This window comes from Rhizobium sp. 2YAF20, from assembly GCF_052114685.1.
In the GTDB taxonomy this organism is placed as follows: Bacteria; Pseudomonadota; Alphaproteobacteria; order Rhizobiales; family Rhizobiaceae; genus Rhizobium.
In genome coordinates this window covers 1-16992 of sequence record NZ_JBFRFF010000022.1, presented here as the reverse complement: position 1 = coordinate 16992, position 16992 = coordinate 1, and the positions used below count along the sequence as shown (strand labels likewise).

The 16992-nt window shown below is 58.4% G+C and carries 20 protein-coding genes; 11 read left to right on the top strand and 9 right to left on the bottom strand.

What is annotated here, in order from left to right; translation table 11 throughout:
• The first annotated feature begins 88 nt into the window (after positions 1-88).
• On the top strand, positions 89-646 hold the full coding sequence (locus AB4Z52_RS22240) for an HNH endonuclease (RefSeq protein WP_442220071.1): 558 nt from the start codon (positions 89-91) through the stop codon (positions 644-646).
• Positions 647-873: 227 nt separating this feature from the next.
• Here the strand turns inward: AB4Z52_RS22240 and AB4Z52_RS22235 are convergent, their stop codons facing one another.
• The 4 genes from AB4Z52_RS22235 to AB4Z52_RS22220 all read right to left on the bottom strand — a co-directional run bounded on the left by AB4Z52_RS22235 (position 874) and on the right by AB4Z52_RS22220 (position 2816).
• Entirely contained in the window at positions 874-1143 is a 270-nt protein-coding gene (locus tag AB4Z52_RS22235) for a hypothetical protein (RefSeq protein ID WP_442220070.1), read from the bottom strand.
• A complete protein-coding gene (locus AB4Z52_RS22230; RefSeq protein WP_442220069.1) occupies positions 1140-1577 on the bottom strand; it encodes a PIN domain-containing protein in 438 nt (145 codons plus the stop codon). The genes AB4Z52_RS22235 and AB4Z52_RS22230 overlap by 4 nt, the downstream gene beginning before the upstream one ends.
• Before the next feature lie 111 nt (positions 1578-1688).
• Positions 1689-2204: a disulfide bond formation protein B gene (locus tag AB4Z52_RS22225; protein ID WP_442220068.1), complete on the bottom strand. Its 516-nt coding sequence runs from the start codon at positions 2202-2204 to the stop codon at positions 1689-1691.
• Positions 2205-2225: 21 nt separating this feature from the next.
• Positions 2226-2816 (bottom strand): YqaA family protein, encoded by a 591-nt coding sequence (locus AB4Z52_RS22220; RefSeq protein WP_442220067.1) that lies wholly within the window; start codon positions 2814-2816, stop codon positions 2226-2228.
• Positions 2817-3068: 252 nt separating this feature from the next.
• Between AB4Z52_RS22220 and AB4Z52_RS22215 the strand changes: the two genes are divergently transcribed.
• Together AB4Z52_RS22215 and AB4Z52_RS22210 are read left to right on the top strand one after the other, a co-directional pair.
• Positions 3069-3356 carry a hypothetical protein gene (locus tag AB4Z52_RS22215; RefSeq protein ID WP_442220066.1) on the top strand — a complete coding sequence of 96 codons (288 nt, stop codon included), beginning with the start codon at positions 3069-3071 and terminating at the stop codon, positions 3354-3356.
• An 81-nt stretch (positions 3357-3437) separates the two neighbouring features.
• Positions 3438-3647: a KTSC domain-containing protein gene (locus tag AB4Z52_RS22210; protein WP_442220065.1), complete on the top strand. Its 210-nt coding sequence runs from the start codon at positions 3438-3440 to the stop codon at positions 3645-3647.
• A gap of 426 nt (positions 3648-4073) precedes the next feature.
• On the opposite strand, the gene maiA is transcribed toward AB4Z52_RS22210, so the two are convergent.
• From maiA to hppD, 4 genes are read right to left on the bottom strand one after another with little or no spacing between them, the layout of a single operon-like run.
• Positions 4074-4724, bottom strand: a complete 651-nt coding sequence (gene maiA, locus AB4Z52_RS22205) for a maleylacetoacetate isomerase (RefSeq protein WP_442220064.1) — start codon at positions 4722-4724, stop codon at positions 4074-4076.
• Positions 4721-5746 (bottom strand): fumarylacetoacetate hydrolase family protein, encoded by a 1026-nt coding sequence (locus tag AB4Z52_RS22200; protein WP_442220063.1) that lies wholly within the window; start codon positions 5744-5746, stop codon positions 4721-4723. Before AB4Z52_RS22200 ends, maiA begins: the two co-directional genes overlap by 4 nt.
• 37 nt (positions 5747-5783) lie before the next feature.
• The gene (hmgA, locus tag AB4Z52_RS22195; RefSeq protein ID WP_442220062.1) at positions 5784-7145 is read right to left on the bottom strand and encodes a homogentisate 1,2-dioxygenase; all 1362 of its coding nucleotides are present in this window, start codon (positions 7143-7145) and stop codon (positions 5784-5786) included.
• A gap of 58 nt (positions 7146-7203) precedes the next feature.
• On the bottom strand, positions 7204-8313 hold the full coding sequence (gene hppD, locus AB4Z52_RS22190) for a 4-hydroxyphenylpyruvate dioxygenase (RefSeq protein ID WP_442220061.1): 1110 nt from the start codon (positions 8311-8313) through the stop codon (positions 7204-7206).
• 130 nt (positions 8314-8443) lie between these two features.
• Here hppD and AB4Z52_RS22185 point away from each other — a divergent pair, with 130 nt between their 5' ends.
• A complete protein-coding gene (locus AB4Z52_RS22185; RefSeq protein ID WP_442220060.1) occupies positions 8444-8935 on the top strand; it encodes an Lrp/AsnC family transcriptional regulator in 492 nt (163 codons plus the stop codon).
• Between the two features lie 39 nt (positions 8936-8974).
• Here the strand turns inward: AB4Z52_RS22185 and AB4Z52_RS22180 are convergent, their stop codons facing one another.
• Positions 8975-9436, bottom strand: a complete 462-nt coding sequence (locus tag AB4Z52_RS22180; protein ID WP_442220059.1) for an Lrp/AsnC family transcriptional regulator — start codon at positions 9434-9436, stop codon at positions 8975-8977.
• Positions 9437-9558: 122 nt separating this feature from the next.
• On the opposite strand from AB4Z52_RS22180, the gene AB4Z52_RS22175 reads away from it, so the two are divergent.
• The 7 genes from AB4Z52_RS22175 to AB4Z52_RS22145 form a co-directional block, all read left to right on the top strand.
• Positions 9559-10347 carry a phenylalanine 4-monooxygenase gene (locus AB4Z52_RS22175; protein WP_442220058.1) on the top strand — a complete coding sequence of 263 codons (789 nt, stop codon included), beginning with the start codon at positions 9559-9561 and terminating at the stop codon, positions 10345-10347.
• 63 nt (positions 10348-10410) lie between these two features.
• On the top strand, positions 10411-10998 hold the full coding sequence (locus AB4Z52_RS22170; protein WP_442220057.1) for an ANTAR domain-containing response regulator: 588 nt from the start codon (positions 10411-10413) through the stop codon (positions 10996-10998).
• 42 nt (positions 10999-11040) lie between these two features.
• Complete coding sequence (locus tag AB4Z52_RS22165) at positions 11041-12318, top strand: CmpA/NrtA family ABC transporter substrate-binding protein (RefSeq protein ID WP_442220056.1); 1278 nt, start codon at positions 11041-11043, stop codon at positions 12316-12318.
• A 354-nt stretch (positions 12319-12672) separates the two neighbouring features.
• The gene (locus AB4Z52_RS22160; RefSeq protein ID WP_442220055.1) at positions 12673-13971 is read left to right on the top strand and encodes a CmpA/NrtA family ABC transporter substrate-binding protein; all 1299 of its coding nucleotides are present in this window, start codon (positions 12673-12675) and stop codon (positions 13969-13971) included.
• Between the two features lie 56 nt (positions 13972-14027).
• A complete protein-coding gene (gene ntrB / locus AB4Z52_RS22155) occupies positions 14028-14951 on the top strand; it encodes a nitrate ABC transporter permease (RefSeq protein ID WP_442220054.1) in 924 nt (307 codons plus the stop codon).
• A gap of 12 nt (positions 14952-14963) precedes the next feature.
• Positions 14964-15761 (top strand): ABC transporter ATP-binding protein, encoded by a 798-nt coding sequence (locus AB4Z52_RS22150; protein ID WP_442220053.1) that lies wholly within the window; start codon positions 14964-14966, stop codon positions 15759-15761.
• A 5-nt stretch (positions 15762-15766) separates the two neighbouring features.
• Positions 15767-16992 (top strand): NAD(P)/FAD-dependent oxidoreductase (locus tag AB4Z52_RS22145; protein ID WP_442220052.1); only part of this gene is annotated, 1226 nt, incomplete at its 3' end.

Sequence of the window (16992 nt, the reverse complement as noted above, 5' to 3'; positions counted from 1 at the left end):
GCTGGTTTGCACTGAATTTATTGGACTTCACAATGCTGTAACATCCGGCCTAATATGTATGTGCAGATGAATCGACCAGGAGGGTTCCTTGACGATTGCAGTCTCCCCCCAGGCCCTGCCGGCGCTCGTCTTGAACGCTGACTACCGGCCACTGAGTTATTATCCCTTGTCGCTGTGGTCCTGGCAGGACGCGATCAAGGCGGTATTTCTCGACCGTGTGAACATCATCGCCGAATATGATCACTCGGTTTCTTCGCCGAGCTTTTCCATGCGCCTGCCGAGCGTCGTGTGCCTGAAGACTTACGTCCAGCCCTCGCGCAATCCAGCCTTTACCCGGTTCAACGTTTTTCTGCGGGATCGTTTCGAGTGCCAGTATTGCGGCGCGAATGACGACCTGACCTTCGATCACGTGATCCCGCGCGCCCATGGCGGCGAGACCACGTGGGGCAACGTCGTTGCGGCCTGCTCACCGTGCAATTTGCGCAAAGGCAGCAAATTGCCGAAGCAGGCTCAGATGTTCCCGTCGCAAAAGCCCTATCAGCCGACCGTACAGGACCTTCACAACAACGGCCGGCTTTTCCCGCCGAACTACCTGCACGACAGTTGGCTCGACTATCTCTACTGGGATACCGAACTGCAGCCGTAAGCGTCTGGCCTCAGGAGGCCGGCCTGCCCGTTCGCTCGCGCCAAGTTTGGTTTGCCTATGTCCAGTGGTGCGACGTCGGCGCTGCATTTTTCAAAGGGCTCCCTTTCACACAGGTTCGCACCAGAAATTGCGCATGAGCAGAAGCCGAATACCGAGGAAAATCCGCAATTTGGCAGCAACTACCACCGCGCCGGAGGAGGCGAATCCTCCGTCGCCGCGATACAGGTTCAGCGATGGAAGCCTGACGCGCCCTGTTCTTCGACCAATTCGTCGCCGGGATCGGGATCAACATCCGGCGCACGATCCAAGATGGCAAGCGTTGCGTCGACATCTCCCCATGACGCCCGATTCTTCAGGCTAAGGATCGCTCGTCGATGACCAATGCCGTCCGCGATAAAGGCTGACAGCAACTGGTTCAGCGATACATTGTTTTCTGCGGCTGCTCGCTTCGCTTCTTCCATGACATGGTCTGCTATTCTGAGAGGATAGGTACTCATGTTGGCTGCCTCCTTCTCGCCAATTCCGCCACAAAATCTCCAGCCTTCATAACGGACAAACCGAACGCTCCAACGGCCGGGTGTTGGAAGTGTCGGTCACTGCTCACGATAAATGTGGCCCCCGCCGTCAACGCGCATTCAATGTAGATATCGTCCTTGGGATCATCCAGAAACGGCCTGAAGCGAAACCATGGAGACACCAGCATAGATTGACCGAAAACAGCATCGAGAACCGTATCGATTTCGCCGCCGCTTATCCACGGGTCATCACCAAGAACGCCGGGCCGTTTTAGAACATCCTCGTATTCCACAGCTACGGCCGGTGAGACGGCAAAGGGAACCTCACCGACGAGCATCTCCCTCAACAAGTTGGAAGTAACCTTCTTCAGCGACAGCGGCTTATCGTTTGCCCAGTGTCGGAAAGCGGCTCTCACTCATCCCGCCCCTATAACGGAGCAGGGACATAGGTCATGCGCGAAGGCTAGATGTGGTTATTACCTGTGCGAACGGGATAAGCCGTTTTTTAATCGCAAATACCAACGCCCTCAAGCCGACTTGCGAAACCCTGTGAAAGCGATCGCCGCGAGGATGACGCTGGCGATCACGTTCCAGCCTGCCATCGACAGGCCGAGAACCCGCAGTGCCGCTTCGGTGCATGAAGGTCCCTTAAGCGTGTTCAATTGCCCAAGCAGCTCGCCGGCCTTGGGTGCTGCCGCCGTGCTGCCACCGCTTGCGCAGGTCGCGGGGCCTTCCCAGAAATGCCATTCCACGCCGGCGTGATAGACGCCGATGCCGCCGCCAACGACCATCAGAATTCCAGCGATCGCAAGCAGGGTTCGGGTGATCCAGGCGGGGAGCCCCGCAAGCGCCGAGAGGCCGGCAAGAATGGCAACGGGAATGCCGTAATAATAGGGCTGGCGCTGTTCCAGGCACAGCGCGCAGGGGACATATCCGCCGATATACTGGAAACCGAGCGCAGAGCCGATGGTGGCCGCCATGCCGATGGCAAGGAGCGCCGAATAGCCAAGGGCGGGCCGGGAAAGGGTTGCGGTCTGGGTCATGTCAAGGCTCCGCAGTCAGGCTCAACGTGCAAGCAGGTGGAAGGCAATATACGCCAGGATGAGAACCGCCGCGACAACCGCTGCGATCTGGCCGAGCCGCTTCTCGATGAAATGGCGGATCGGCTCGCCGTAGCGGCGCAACAGCCATGCGAGGAAAAAGAAGCGGGCGCCGCGTGCGACGATTGCCGAGACGATGAACAAGCCGAGATTGACGTTGGCGACGCCGGAAAGGATCGTCACGACCTTGATCGGCGGCAGGTGCGCCAGGCCGGAGGTAATCAGCAAAAGAACGACGGTGCCGTAGGTGACGCCCGATCGCATCTGCTCGAAAGCGTCAAGTTTTCCGTAGAACTGCAAGATCGGCTTGGCGACCGCCTCGAAGGCGTAATAACCGATCGCCCAGCCGGCGATGCCGCCGAGGACCGAGGCCACCGTCGCGATAAGAGCGTAGCGCCATGCGCGGTGCGGCTTGGCAAGCGCCATCGGCAGAAAGAGCACATCAGCAGGAACGAGGAAAATCGAGCTTTCGACGAAGGCAATGACCGCGAGCCAGATTTCGGCCGATGGACGACCCGCAAGCGACATGGTCCAGTCATACAATCTGCGAAGCATCGGGTCCCTTTCCGTTTTCGTGCATGAGCTTTAGGGACGGCGAATGTGGCTGTAAATGGTCGAGGCTTAGGCTTTATTCGCCAAACCCAAAATTTTCCGTGATGGTCGGGGGTCGAACCGCCCAATTGTCGCAAACTTGTCACGCCGGCCGCTCCTCGGCGACCTATCCTTTGCCTTTGATACTCCGCCACATTGCAAAAGGCCGCGCCTTTGGCAAGTTGCAGGGCAGGGCTGGTCTCCAAGGGCAAGGATATGAAGCTTTTTGTGATCGAAGGTGGCAAGGGCAATGCTGCCGGGGACGCCATATTCCAACTCCACGCCGCAAAGCCGGCTCTTGGCGATGTCATGGCCGAGGCGGCGCGACGGATAAAGGCCAGCGGCTACGAGGACTGGCGCGTGAGGGAATTCGTCACCGGTGCCTCAATGCCGCCGGCCCTCAAATATCTGAGAATGCAGATCGAATTCGTTGCAGAGGCATTGCTGCGGCTGGATCCAATTCCCGAGGATTTCCGTTCTGACACATATTGGCCTTGCTTCTAATACAGAAGTTTAACCACTCCCGTTGACGGGATATCAGGAGAATCCGTTTACGCATGGCCGAGATCGAAGCTGGGGGCAGCCATGGAAGACATTGCCATCAAATCGCGCATCATTGTCGCAATGCAATATGACAAGGTTCAGAAGCACTTGAGCCTTCAATTCAAGAACGGCGAGCGTCGTCTCTTTGCGGACGTGCCGCGCAACATCGTGATGAACATGGTAAAGGCGACTTCGCCCGGCGAATACTATATCGCCAATGTGCGCGCCCAGTTTCCGCGTCTGGCTACCTGACAATCAGGCAAGTCTCTCGGCCGCCTGCGCTCAAGGGTGCAGGAGGGTTATCGGCGGGCTTAGCGCATAGCTGGCAATCTGGAAAAGCAGACCCGAAAGCGCCAGCGCTGCGAGCACAAGTGGCATCATCCAATCATTGTTCAGCATAGTTCTTCTCCTCTACAGGAGAGGATAGTCTTTTGTTGGAAAGCGGCAAGCAAAAGATTAACGAATGGTTAAATTGTCAAGGTCGGACAAGCCTATGAATGGCGACCACAGTACTCCGCAACTGATTTGTATTCTATTTAGCTGTGATTAATACTTTCGGATTGTCGTCGATAACAACAGTGAATGGTTTTCACCAGGTGGCCGAACAATGAGGTCGTTCTATCCAGTATTGGTTTGCAAGGATGCTTCTGTTGGCCACGCCATTGATCCGGACATCGATCAGACAATTGCTTCGCTCGCCGGTCTGACACGGTCGGGATGCGCTGCCTGAAATGCGGGCAGCGCTGCGCATTTGCCATCGATTTCGACAATGCGTTTGAGGTTGGTCATATCTGCCCCCCAGCGGCGGGCGTTGTAGACCTGTGGCACTAGGCAAAGATCGGCCATCGTCGGGGTGTTTCCGAAGCTGAACTCTCCTTCGCCGTCTTCGAGCATCAATTCCAGTTTGCGAAGTCCGTCCGTGATGAAGTGCTTCATCCACTCTTCGCGGGCGTCGGCTTTGCCGGTCAGGGCCATGACGTGGGCAGCGACATGCATGTTGCATATTGGATGAATATCCATGGCGACCGCATAGGCGAGTGCCCGCACTCTTTGCCGGCCGGCGGGTTCCCGCGGCAGCAATCCACTTTCCGGATGCATCTCGGCCAGGTATTCGATGATCGAAAGCGACTGCGTCAGCCTCATTCCGTCGATCACCAATGTCGGCAACAGACCCTGCGGGTTCAGCTTCAGGTAGTCCGGGTTCTTGTGCGACCCATCCAAAAGGTCGACCGGCACTGTCGCATAGTCGATTGCGAGCACGTTGAGCGCTATACGCACGCGGTAGCTCGCAGACGACCTCCAGTAGTCGTATAGGACGACCTCGTTCATTGCGATCCAGGTCCTGCATATCTTTCAATCGTCTGCTCGATCGCTCCGAAGATCGAATGCCCGGCACGATCCTTCATTTCGATGCGGACCTCATCGCCGAACGTCATGAACGGGGTCTTGGGCGATCCGGTTTCGATGACCTCGATCGTGCGTATCTCGGCGATGCAGGAGTAGCCGTCCCCGCCGTCTTCGACCGTCTTTCCTGGTCCACCGTCCAATTTGTTGGACACTGTTCCCGAGCCGATGATCGTCCCTGCGACGAGATTGCGGGTTTTGGCGGCATGGGCGATCAGTTGGCCGAAATCAAAGGTCATGTCGATGCCGGCATTCGCCTTGCCGAATGCCCTGCCGTTCAGGGATACGAGCAGCGGAAGATGTAGCTTGGCGCCGTCCCATGCCTCCCCAAGTTCGTCCGGCGTCACGGCGACAGGCGAAAATGCCGATGCTGGCTTGGACTGGAAGAAGCCAAATCCCTTTGCCAGTTCTTCCGGTATCAGACCTCGCAGTGACACGTCGTTGACAAGCATCAGCAAGCGGATGGCGCGACGGGCGCGCTCCGGACTGGAACCCATGGCAACATCGCCGACAATGACGGCGATTTCGCCCTCCATATCGATCCCGTGGGCCTCGTCGGCCATCACGATCGGGTCGCGCGGCGCGAGGAAACCGTCGGAGCCGCCCTGGTACATCAGTGGGTCGACCCAGAAGCTGGCGGGCATCTCGGCGTTGCGGGCCTTGCGCACCAGTTCGACATGGTTGACGTAGGCCGAACCATCCGCCCATTGGTAGGCTCGGGGCAATGGCGACGCGGCAGCGTGCTCGTGGAACCTGCTCGTCGGCTGCGCTCCGGTCTCGATACCTTCTGCAATCTGCGCCAGCCGGGGAGCCACGTGGTCCCAGTCGTCGAGTGCAGCCTGCAGCGTGCGGGCGATATGACCGACCTCAGAGCAGCGGGTAAGGTCGCGGGAAACGACGACAAGCCTGCCGTCCCTTGTGGAGTCCTTCAGTGTCGCAAGCTTCATGTCCTACTTCCAGCATCGCAGCATTTGTGGCCGATTTTCACTTGATGCCAGGAGTACCGTCGAACTTGCGTTCCAGGCCGTCCCAGCATTCCAGGTAGTTGTCCTGCAGCGTCTCCAGCTCCGCCGCATATTTCGTCAGTTGCTGAGGGTAGCGGGTCTCGAACATGAAGGCCATCGTGTGATCCAGCTTCACCGGCTTGAGTTCGCAATTGGATGCCTTTTCGAAACCGAGCGCGTCCGGCCCGTGGGGCAGCATCATATTGTGCAGGCTCATGCCGCCTGGCACGAAGCCTTCCTCCTTGGCATCGTACTGCCCATGGATCAGGCCCATGAACTCGCTCATGATATTGCGGTGGTACCAGGGTGGTCGGAACGTATGTTCGGCGACCAGCCACCGTGGCGGAAAGATGACGAAATCGACGTTGGCGGTTCCCGCCTGCTCGGTAGGCGCAGTAAGCACCGTAAAGATCGACGGATCGGGATGATCGAAAAGGATCGCACCGACCGGCGAGAAGGTGCGCAGATCGTATTTGAACGGCACGTAGTTGCCGTGCCAGGCAACAATATCGAGCGGCGAGTGGCCGATTTCCGTGACGTAGAACTTTCCGCACCACTTCACGTGCACGCGGCAAGGCGTCTCCTTGTCCTCGAAAGCTGCAACGGGTGTCTTGAAGTCGCGTGGATTTGCCAGGCAGTTCGCGCCGATGGGACCGCGATCCGGCAGCGTGAATTTCGCACCATAGTTCTCGCAAACATAGCCGCGCCAGACCTTTTCTTCACCGGTCCGCGTCACCTTGAACATCATGCCGCGGGGGATAAGGCATATTTCGGACGGCTCGACATCCATCATGCCCATTTCGGTGAATACTCTGATGGCACCAAGCTGCGGCACGACCAGCAGTTCACCATCGGCATTGAAGAAATAGTCATCGACCATGTCGTCGTTGAAGGCATAGGTGTGGGCGGCCATGCCGACCTGGGTCATGACGTCGCCCGCAGCCGTCATGGTGCGGATGCCGGCGAGGAAATTGAGCTTCTCCTTCGGCGCCGGGATCGGGTTCCATCGCAACTGGCCAAGCGGCAGCGAATGATCGTCGAGGCACGGAGCCGTCTTCCAGAACGGGTAGCTCGCATTGGAGAAACGGCGCGTATGGCGCACGCTCGGGCGGATGCGATAAAGCCAGGAACGCTCGTTCGTGCCACGTGGTGCGGTAAAGGGCGAGCCTGAAAGCTGCTCGGCATAGAGCCCGTAATTGCATTTTTGCGGACTATTCTGGCCCTGCGGCAACGCGCCGGGAAGGGATTCTGTCTCAAAGTCGTTGGCGAATCCGGGCATATATTTCAGGCTGTTGGCCGCCGAGGCTGCGCCATCCGAACTCTTGGTTACCGTCTGTTCCATTGCTCATTCCTCCCGGAAACCTAAGAACAGCTCCAAATATGCGCCACGTCTCGAGACATCATTCGGCGGCGGTACCAATGACGCCGCGCTTGAGTTGATCTGCCTCGATCGACTCGAAAAGAGCGCGGAAGTTGCCTTCGCCGAAGCCTTCGTCGCCCTTGCGCTGGATAAATTCGAAGAAGATCGGGCCGATGACGGTTTTCGAGAAAATTTGTAGCAGGATTTTCGTCATGCCGCCATTCACCACACCCTCGCCGTCGATCAGGATTCCGTGCTTCTTCATGCGCTCAATGGGCTCCTCATGGCCGTTCACGCGATCATAGGACATGTGGTAATAGGTCTCCGGCGGACCCGGCATGAAGAGAAGGCCGTTGTCGGCAAGCTTGTCGACGGCTGCGTAGATGCCGTCGGTGCCAACTGCGATGTGCTGGATGCCTTCGCCCTTGTATCTCTTCAGGAATTCCTCGATCTGGCTCGTCTCATCCTTCGATTCGTTGAGCGGGATGCGGATCTTAGAGCAGGGCGATGTGATGGCGCGGCTGACAAGGCCAGTGAAGCGTCCGTCAATATCGAAGAAGTGGATCTGTTTGAAGTTGAACAGCTCGCGGTAGAAATCCCACCACTTGTCCATGTTGCCGCGGTAGACGTTGTGCGTCAGATGGTCGAGATAGTAGAAGCCGACACCTTCAGGCCGCGGATCGCGTGCTCCAAGCCACTCGAACTCGGCCTCAAAGGCCGATCCCTTTGCGCCATAGGTTTCGATGAAATAGAGCAGCGAGCCGCCGATCCCGACGATCGCTGGAACGTCCAGCGTCTTGTCGTCGCCTTCATAGGCAACGGCGCCTTTTGACACCGCGTGGTCGAAGGCGTGCTTCGCATCAACGACGCGCCAGGCCATCGAAGGCGCACAGGGGCCGTGATCCGCGACAAAGCGAGTGGCATGACTGCCCGGTTCGGCGTTCAGGATGTAGTTGATGTCGCCCTGACGCCAGACCGTAATGTCCTTGGTTCTGTGCTTGGCGACCGCAACATAGCCCATGCGTGTGAAAAGCTCGCGCAGCTTCGCAGGCTCAGGATGAGCGAATTCGACGAATTCGAAGCCATCTGTCCCGGCCGGATTGTCGGCCGTGATTTCCGACGGCGGCGCATCATGCGGGAAAGGACCCATTTTCTCCTCCATAGAGATTTACTTCTTGATCATGCAAAGTGTGATCCAAAACACGTGCAAGGTGCTTGCATTCTTCATGCCTAGAGAAGAAGTTATGCACGATCTGTGAGGTTTTTGGGGATTTCGTGCAATGGATGAACAGCTCGACAAGTTTGATTTGCGCCTGCTCCAGGAGTTGCAGAAAGACGGCAGATTGACGAACAACGAGTTGGGCGAGCGGATCGCGCTTTCGCCCTCGCAATGCTCGCGTCGGCGGACGAGACTGGAGGCTGAAGGATATATCAGGGGCTACCAGGCAAACCTGGATAGGCAGAAGTTAGGGTTGGATATGCTGGTCGTCATCTCCGTGACGCTTGCCACCCACAACAGAGACAATGCCCGCAGATTTTCCCAATTGGTCAACGGACTACCGGAAGTTCTTGAAGCTTACGCGCTTACCGGCGAAATGGATTATCACCTGAAGATCGCGACCCGTGGGCTTGCTGGCCTTTCAAGATTCGTCAACGACGTCCTGTTGCCTCACGAGTCGGTGCAGCACGTGAAAACCTCGATTGTCCTCGACACGCTCAAGACATTTGAGGGGCTGCCGGTGCTCGTGCCGAGCAGCGGGCATGGCGATTAGTGCGCGTTGACTTTGACGGTGTCGCTCTGAGATCTAGCGCTAGATCGGCAGTTCGGTCGAGAATTTGAGCTCGCGCAGCACGAAACTCGATACGACCGTGCGCACATGCGGATTGCGCATGAGATAGCGGGTCATGAAGGCCTCGTAGCTTTCCACGTCCCTTACCCGGATCTTCAACATGTAGTCGAAGGCGCCCGACAATGCGTAGCACTCCATGATTTCCGCCCGCTCCAACACCACTGCTGCGAAAGACGCTACCGCCTCTTCGTGGTGATCCTCCAGCGTCACATGTGCGATCACGCAGAGCTTAAGATCGAGTTTTCCCGGATCGAGCAGTGTCACACGCTTGCGGATGACGCCGTCCGATTCCAGCTCCTGGATCTTCCGCCAGGCCGAACTCTGCGACATGCCGGCCCTTTCCGACAGCTCTGCCAGCGAAAGCGTGCCATCGGCCTGGACGAGCTGTAGAAGCTTGCGATGAAAAATCCCGGATTCTTTCATTCTTGCGCCATATTCGAAAATATCATCCATTACTATGGCGATACTCAGCAAAAATGAAAGGAAAATCCTCCGGATACGGAGCATAATTGCAAGAAGATTGCAGTATCCGGGAGGATCGAGATATGAAGGAAAGCAGCTACACCGCCAAACTGGCCGGTCCGGACGGTCTATACGCCTACACCACCGAGGAAGATGCGATATGGGGTGAACTCTACCGGCGTCAGTTGAAGCTGCTGGCCAATATGGCCTGCCAGGAATATCTGGACGGTGTTAAAACCCTTGGGCTCAAGCCGGACAAAGTCCCTCAGCTTCTCGACGTCAACCGGCGTCTCAACGAGACCACGGGCTTTGGCGTAGAAGGCGTCCCGGCCCTCATTGCGCCCTCGCGCTTCTACGAGCTCCTGTCGCAAGGAAAATTCCCGCTCGCAACCTTCCTACGCCGCCGCGAGCATATCGACTACATCGAGGAACCGGACCTGTTTCACGAGGTTTTCGGCCATTGCCCGCTGCTGACCAACCAAAGCTACGCCAATTTCGTACGGCATTTCGGCGAAACCGCCGTTCGCCTCGGCAAAGGCTATTCCTGGCATCTGTTCCGCATCTTCTGGTTCACCGTCGAATTCGGCCTGATCAACACGCCGCAAGGCCGTCGCTGTTTCGGCGCGGGCATCGTCTCCTCACCAAGCGAAGCGAAGGCAGCGATGGAGGGCAAGGCGTGCGAATTCCGACCGTTCGATCTGCTAAGCGTCCTCAGGACGCCCTACCGGATCGATATCGTCCAGCCCATCTACTATGTCATCGACAGCTTCGCCGACCTTGAAGCGATTGTCGAGCAGGACATCGAGGGCCTGATCCTCAAGGCAAAATCGCTGGGTGATTTCGCGCCCGCTTTCGAAGCAAAGGCTTCGTAAGCCGCGACGGCCGCGCTTTAAACTCCATTGCCAAACTTATTGCGGTGCGGCATGGATGGTCACATGCCGCATCGAGACCTGACAATTCTCGTAATTGACGAGAACGAGATCCGTTCCTCCATCATCGAGGAAGGGCTTCGTGATGCCGGTCATCACCGCGTCACCGTCATTCATCAGGTCCAGGGCGTCGCGCGGATCATCGAGACGCTGCGGCCCGATGTCATCGTCATCGATATCGAAAATCCCAATCGCGACATGATGGAGCATCTGTTTCAACTGACGCGGACCCTCAGTAGACCGATCGCCATGTTTGTGGACAGGTCTGACACGGCTTCGATCGAAGCTGCGGTCGATGCCGGCGTGTCCGCCTATATCGTGGATGGATTGCGCAAGGAGCGCGTCAAGCCGATCCTCGACATGGCAGTCAGCCGCTTCAATGCCTTCAGTAGGCTGCAGCGCGAACTCGCCGAAGCAAAATCCGCCCTGGAAGAACGAAAAATCGTCGATAGGGCGAAGGGAATTTTGATGAAGACGCGAAAGCTGTCGGAGGAGGACGCCTATGCGCTGCTTCGGCAGGCGGCGATGAACGAGAAGAAGAAGATCGCGGAGATCGCTCAAAGCGTGGTTACCGCCGCGGGGCTTTTGTTGTGATCCGCCGGCGTGCGACAGCGTCCCGATAAAGAGGAATGCGCAATGGAGACTAAGACCGAAGAGACCAGGGGGAGCCTGGCAGCGCCGGCCCGGGTGTCGTCCGAGGGACGCCACACCTTGCGGGCCGGCTTCATTCCGCTCGTCGATGCCGCGGTGCTGATAGCGGCCAGGGAATTCGGGTTTGCCGAACGCGAAGGGCTGGCGCTCGATCTCGTCAAGGACGTCTCCTGGGCAAATGTCCGCGATCGCCTCGCCTTCCGTCAATATGACGTGGCGCACATGTTGTCGCCGATGCCGGTCGCCTCCATGCTCGAGCTCGGCTCCAACCCATCCCCCACCATAACCGCCTTCTCGCTCGGACGCGGCGGCAACGCCATCACGCTATCGACCAGGCTCTTCCAGAAAATGAGAGAAGAGACGGGATTGTCGGAACAGGCCGGCGCACTTAAGAGCGCCGTCGCAATGGCAAGGGTCCTCGATGCGGCGAGACAGCGTGGCGAGCCGCCTCCGACATTCGGCGTGACCTATCCGTTTTCCTCACACAACTACGAGTTCCGCTACTGGCTTGCCGCGGGTGGCGTGGATCCGGATCGAGACGTCAAGCTCGTCGTCGTGCCACCGCCTTTGACGTCAGACGCTCTTGCCACCGGATCGATCGATGGCTTCTGCGTCGGCGCGCCTTGGAACATGATCGCCTGCGAGCGAGGCGTCGGGCGCATCGTTGCCGCCAAGCAGGATATCTGGCCGTCCGCTCCTGAGAAGGTCATCGGTATGCGCCCGCAATGGGCCGAAGCACATCCCGAGCGCGTGTCGCGGATGATCGTCGCGCTCGATCGTGCAGCAAGATGGTGCGACGATCCGCAAAACCATGACGCGCTTGCCGAAGTGCTAGCAGAGACGGCATATCTCGGCGCGCCGCTGGACATTGTTCGCCGTGTCCTTGCCGGAGAATTCAATCTCGACGCCTCCGGCACGAAGCGCGTGATCGATGGATATATGAGATTTCACTCGTCCAACGCCAACTACCCCCGGCCGAGCCAGGCCGTCTGGATCTATAGCCAGATGGTTCGCTGGGGTCAGGTGGCATTGACCGACGCCGGCGCCAAGGCTGCGGCATCCGGCTATAGGCCGGATCTCTACCGCAATGCACTCGGCGACGCCCAATGCCCCGTCGATGATGATTTCCGCATCGAAGGCCTGCAGGCGCAAGACAGGTTCATCGACGGTCGCATTTTCGATCCGTCAAAGGTCGATGAATATGTCGAAGGCTTCGCCGTGAAGTCGAAGAGAATGGCCGGCGGCGGCGACGATCAATTCTAATTGTCACCAACGCATCCGCACAAAATCGGATCAGCAATAAGCCGACCAGCGAGCAGGTGCACAAATTATCCGCAAGACCTATAGATGCTCATCTGAGCGGCACCTTTCCCTATTTTCATATTTTCGCTAATTATTACAACTAGATAGAAATTTGCCCGCCAATTGGCATGGCTTTTGCGTCTTCATAATTGCCCCGTCAATGGCGATGGGAGCGAAGACGAGCGCCAGATTGCGCTTGCAAAGACATCGACGTCGCAAGGTTTTGCAGTCCGGGATTCATTTCCGATGACGCAATCTCCGAGCGGCGTTTTTTTATTTCCGAGATTCCGTCAGTCCAGCAGAGGAAAGCTCCGCATGAAAAAGATTTCGACGATGTCCTTCAGCCGCAGGGATGTTCTAAAGACCACCGCCACTGCAGCGCTGATCACCGCGATGAGGTCGGCTTTTCCTTCGGGAGCATTCGCCTCGACCGGCGCACCGGAGGTTCGCGGAGCAAAGCTCGGCTACATCGCACTCACCGATGCCGCGCCGCTGGTCATCGCCAAGGAGAAGGGCCTTTTCGAAAAGCATGGCCTGCCTGATGTCGATGTCGCCAAGCAGGCATCATGGGGCGCGACGCGCGACAACCTGGTCCTTGGCGGCGAGGCAAATGGCATCGACGGCGCCCATATCCTCTCGCCGCTCCCCTTTCTCATGCAGACGGGCAAGGTAACGCAGAACAATCAGCCTGTTCCGATGTCGATCCTTGCCCGGCTCAATTACGACAGCCAGGGCATCTCCGTTGCCAAGGAATACGCCGAGACAGGCGTCGGCCTTGACGCCTCGAAGCTGAAGGCAGTCTTCGCGGCCAAAAAGGCCGCCGGAAAGGAAATCAAGGCTGCCATGACCTTCCCGGGCGGCACCCATGATCTGTGGCTGCGTTATTGGCTGGCTGCCGGCGGCATCGATCCTGACAAGGACGTCTCGACCATCGTCGTGCCGCCGCCGCAGATGGTGGCGAATATGAAGGTCGGCAACATGGACGTCTTCTGCGTCGGCGAGCCGTGGAACGAGCAGCTCGTCAACCAGGGCATCGGCTTTACCGCCTGCACGACCGGCGAAATCTGGAAGGGGCATCCCGAAAAGGCATTCGCCATGCGCACGGACTGGATCGAGAAAAATCCGAATGCGACCAAGGCGCTGCTGATGGCAATCATGGAAGCCCAGCAATGGTGCGACCGCATGGAGAACAAGGACGAGATGGCCGCCATCCTCGGCAAGAGGCAATGGTTCAACGTCCCGCCGGTGGACGTGCTCGGCCGCCTGAAGGGCGACATCAACTACGGCAACGGCCGCACCGAAAAGGCCACCAATCTCTACATGAAATTCTGGGCAGGCGGCGTCTCCTATCCTTTCCAGAGCCACGACGCGTGGTTCATCACCGAGAATATCCGCTGGGGCAAGTTCGCTCCCAACACCGATATCAAATCGCTGGTCGGCAAGGTCAATCGCGAGGACGTCTGGCGGGCAGCCGCGAAGGATCTCGGCGTGGCGTCGGCGGATATCCCCTCATCGACGTCGCGTGGCAAGGAGACCTTTTTCGACGGGAAGATCTTCGACCCCGAGAACCCGTCTGCCTACCTCGACAGCCTTTCGATCAAGGCTGCGACCTGAAGCGATGCTGCTCGCCGGTGCACGCCGCCCAGTCAACTGCTTCCAAGGAGAAACCCGTGTCCGCTTTGGCGCATAAACAACAGCCGTCCGACACATCCGGCTCAACGGCATCCGGCAAATCGGCGTCCAGTCCAGCGACGACGGGAACGATCGTCGTCCTGCCCACAAGACGGTCGGCGATGCCAGGCCTGCGACATGTCGCAAGTTCCGCGGCCGTCAATATCCTGCCGCCGCTCTGCGTCTTTGTCATTGCGCTCCTCGTGTGGCAGGTTCTCTGTTCGGGTGCAGGCGCAACGCTGCCGCCGCCCAGCAGGGTTTGGGAGGACAGCCGTGATCTGATCGTCTCTCCGTTCTTCAACAACGGTTCGCAGGACATCGGTCTCGGCTGGCGGGTTCTGATCTCGCTGCAGCGCGTCGCCTATGGCTTTGGGCTCGCCGCGATCATCGGTGTCCTGATCGGCGCGATCATCGGGCAATCGATCTGGGTGATGCGCGGGTTCGATCCGATCTTCCAGATCTTGCGCACCGTGCCGCCGCTTGCCTGGTTGCCGCTCTCGCTTGCGGCTTTCCAGAACTCCAATCCGTCGGCGATCTTCGTGATATTCATCACCTCGATCTGGCCGGTGATCATCAACACCGCCGTCGGCGTTCGCAATATCCCTCAGGACTATCGCAACGTCGCCAAGGTGCTGCGGCTGAACCAGATCGAATTCTTCTGGAAGATAATGCTGCCGTCGGCCGCGCCGTACATTTTCACCGGCCTTCGCATCGGTGTCGGTCTTTCCTGGCTTGCAATCGTTGCGGCCGAGATGCTGACCGGCGGCGTCGGTATAGGCTTCTTCATCTGGGACGCGTGGAACTCCTCGCACCTCTCCGACATCATCGTCGCCCTCGCCTATATCGGCGTCGTTGGCTTCATTCTCGACAAGCTCGTTGCCGCTCTCGGCAGGTTCGTTACTCGCGGCGCTGCGGCCAACTGAGGACATGCAATCATGAACGCCTATCTAAAGCTCGATCACGTCGACAAGCATTTTGACCGCGCAGGCAAGCGATCCGAAGTCCTGAAGGGCGTCAATCTTGCCATCGCCAAAGGGGAATTCGTCTCGGTCATCGGCCATTCCGGCTGCGGAAAGTCAACGCTGCTCAATCTCGTTGCCGGACTGACGCCCGTTTCATCGGGCGCAGTGCTGCTTGAGAACAAGGAGGTCAATGCACCGGGGCCGGAACGCGCAGTCGTCTTTCAGAACCACAGCCTGCTGCCGTGGCTGAGTGTCTACGACAACGTCAATCTTGCCGTTTCCAAGGTGTTCGGCGGAACCAGGACCAAGACTGAACGCGACGAGTGGGTGATGCGCAATCTCGACCTCGTTCAGATGGCGCATGCGCGTGACAAGCGGCCTTCAGAAATCTCCGGCGGCATGAAGCAGCGCGTTGGCATTGCCCGGGCTCTTGCCATGGAGCCGAAGATCCTGTTGCTCGACGAACCCTTCGGCGCTCTCGATGCCCTGACCCGCGCTCACCTTCAAGATGCCGTGATGGAAATCCATGCGCGTCTCGGCAACACGATGATCATGATCACCCATGATGTCGACGAGGCGGTGCTGCTATCTGACCGCATCGTCATGATGACCAACGGCCCCGCCGCTCATATCGGCGAGATATTGAGCGTGCCGATCCCGCGGCCGCGCCATCGCATCGAGCTTGCCTCGGACCGAACCTACCTCATGTCACGAGAAGCCGTGCTGAAGTTCCTCTACGAACGTCACCGCTTCGTCGAAGCCGCGGAGTAATGCCCATGACCCAGAAACTTGTCATCATAGGCAATGGGATGGCGCCGGGCCGCATGCTCGAGCACCTCTTTGAAAACGACCCCGAACAATACCAGGTCACGATCTTCAACGCGGAGCCGCGCGTCAACTACGATCGCATCATGCTCTCCCCGGTGCTTTCTGGCGAAAAGAGCTATGAGCAGATCGTCATTCACGGCGACGGCTGGTACATCGAAAACGGCATCACGCTCTATAAGGGCCACAAGATCATCGCCGTCGACCGGGCGGCAAAGACCGTCACATCAGACCACGGCGTCGTCGAACCCTATGACAAACTGGTGATCGCCACCGGTTCGGTGCCCTTCATCATTCCGGTGCCGGGCAAGGACCTTCCCGGTGTGCTGAGCTACCGCGATCTCGACGACGTCAACGCGATGCTGCTTGCGGCGCAATCGCGGGCAAAGGCCGTGATCATCGGCGGTGGCCTGCTCGGCCTTGAGGCTGCCGCCGGGCTCAATCTTCGTGGCATGGACGTAACGGTGCTTCACGTCAACCCGACCCTGATGGAACGCCAGATGGACCCCGCTGCGGGATATCTATTGCAGAAGGCACTCGAAGAACGCGGGATCAAGGTGATCACCAAGGCCAACACCAAGGCGATCATCGGCAGTGGCAAGGTTGAGGGCATCGAGCTTGATGATGGCCGCATCATTCCGGCGACGCTCGTCGTGATGGCGGTCGGCATTCGTCCCAATATCGGGCTCGCGAAGGACGCCGGTATCGCCGTTAACCGCGGCATCGTTGTCGATGCGGGCATGGGAACCTCCGATGGCGACATTCTCGCCATCGGCGAATGCGCCGAGGTCGATGGGAAGATCTACGGCCTCGTCGCCCCGCTCTACGAAATGGCGCGGGTCGCGGCCGCCCATCTTGCCGGTGACAGATCGGCGGCCTTCGTTCATTCCGACACGCCGACGAAGCTCAAGGTCACCGGCATCAACGTCTTTTCGCTCGGCGACTTTGCCGACGGCGACGACCGCGAGGAAATCGTCCTGCGCGATGCTGCGGCCGGCATCTACAAGCGCGTCATATTGAAGGACAATCGCATCATCGGAACAGTGCTCTACGGCGAGACGTCTGATGGTGCCTGGTTCAACGACCTGAAGAAGAAGGCGACCGACATCACCGCGATGCGGGACACGCTGATCTTTGGCCAGTCCTACCAGGGAGGGTCACCGCTGGACCCTATGGC

Excerpts from the sequence above, each read along its gene's own strand:
- AB4Z52_RS22235 (WP_442220070.1), bottom strand. The coding sequence starts at position 1,143 with ATGAGTACCTATCCTCTCAGAATAGCAGACCATGTCATGGAAGAAGCG.
- AB4Z52_RS22225 (WP_442220068.1), bottom strand. The coding sequence starts at position 2,204 with ATGACCCAGACCGCAACCCTTTCCCGGCCCGCCCTTGGCTATTCGGCG.
- AB4Z52_RS22220 (WP_442220067.1), bottom strand. The coding sequence starts at position 2,816 with ATGCTTCGCAGATTGTATGACTGGACCATGTCGCTTGCGGGTCGTCCA.
- AB4Z52_RS22215 (WP_442220066.1), top strand. The coding sequence starts at position 3,069 with ATGAAGCTTTTTGTGATCGAAGGTGGCAAGGGCAATGCTGCCGGGGAC.
- AB4Z52_RS22210 (WP_442220065.1), top strand. The coding sequence starts at position 3,438 with ATGGAAGACATTGCCATCAAATCGCGCATCATTGTCGCAATGCAATAT.
- maiA (WP_442220064.1), bottom strand. The coding sequence starts at position 4,724 with ATGAACGAGGTCGTCCTATACGACTACTGGAGGTCGTCTGCGAGCTAC.
- AB4Z52_RS22200 (WP_442220063.1), bottom strand. The coding sequence starts at position 5,746 with ATGAAGCTTGCGACACTGAAGGACTCCACAAGGGACGGCAGGCTTGTC.
- hmgA (WP_442220062.1), bottom strand. The coding sequence starts at position 7,145 with ATGGAACAGACGGTAACCAAGAGTTCGGATGGCGCAGCCTCGGCGGCC.
- hppD (WP_442220061.1), bottom strand. The coding sequence starts at position 8,313 with ATGGGTCCTTTCCCGCATGATGCGCCGCCGTCGGAAATCACGGCCGAC.
- AB4Z52_RS22185 (WP_442220060.1), top strand. The coding sequence starts at position 8,444 with ATGGATGAACAGCTCGACAAGTTTGATTTGCGCCTGCTCCAGGAGTTG.
- AB4Z52_RS22180 (WP_442220059.1), bottom strand. The coding sequence starts at position 9,436 with ATGAAAGAATCCGGGATTTTTCATCGCAAGCTTCTACAGCTCGTCCAG.
- AB4Z52_RS22175 (WP_442220058.1), top strand. The coding sequence starts at position 9,559 with ATGAAGGAAAGCAGCTACACCGCCAAACTGGCCGGTCCGGACGGTCTA.
- AB4Z52_RS22170 (WP_442220057.1), top strand. The coding sequence starts at position 10,411 with ATGCCGCATCGAGACCTGACAATTCTCGTAATTGACGAGAACGAGATC.
- AB4Z52_RS22165 (WP_442220056.1), top strand. The coding sequence starts at position 11,041 with ATGGAGACTAAGACCGAAGAGACCAGGGGGAGCCTGGCAGCGCCGGCC.
- AB4Z52_RS22160 (WP_442220055.1), top strand. The coding sequence starts at position 12,673 with ATGAAAAAGATTTCGACGATGTCCTTCAGCCGCAGGGATGTTCTAAAG.
- AB4Z52_RS22150 (WP_442220053.1), top strand. The coding sequence starts at position 14,964 with ATGAACGCCTATCTAAAGCTCGATCACGTCGACAAGCATTTTGACCGC.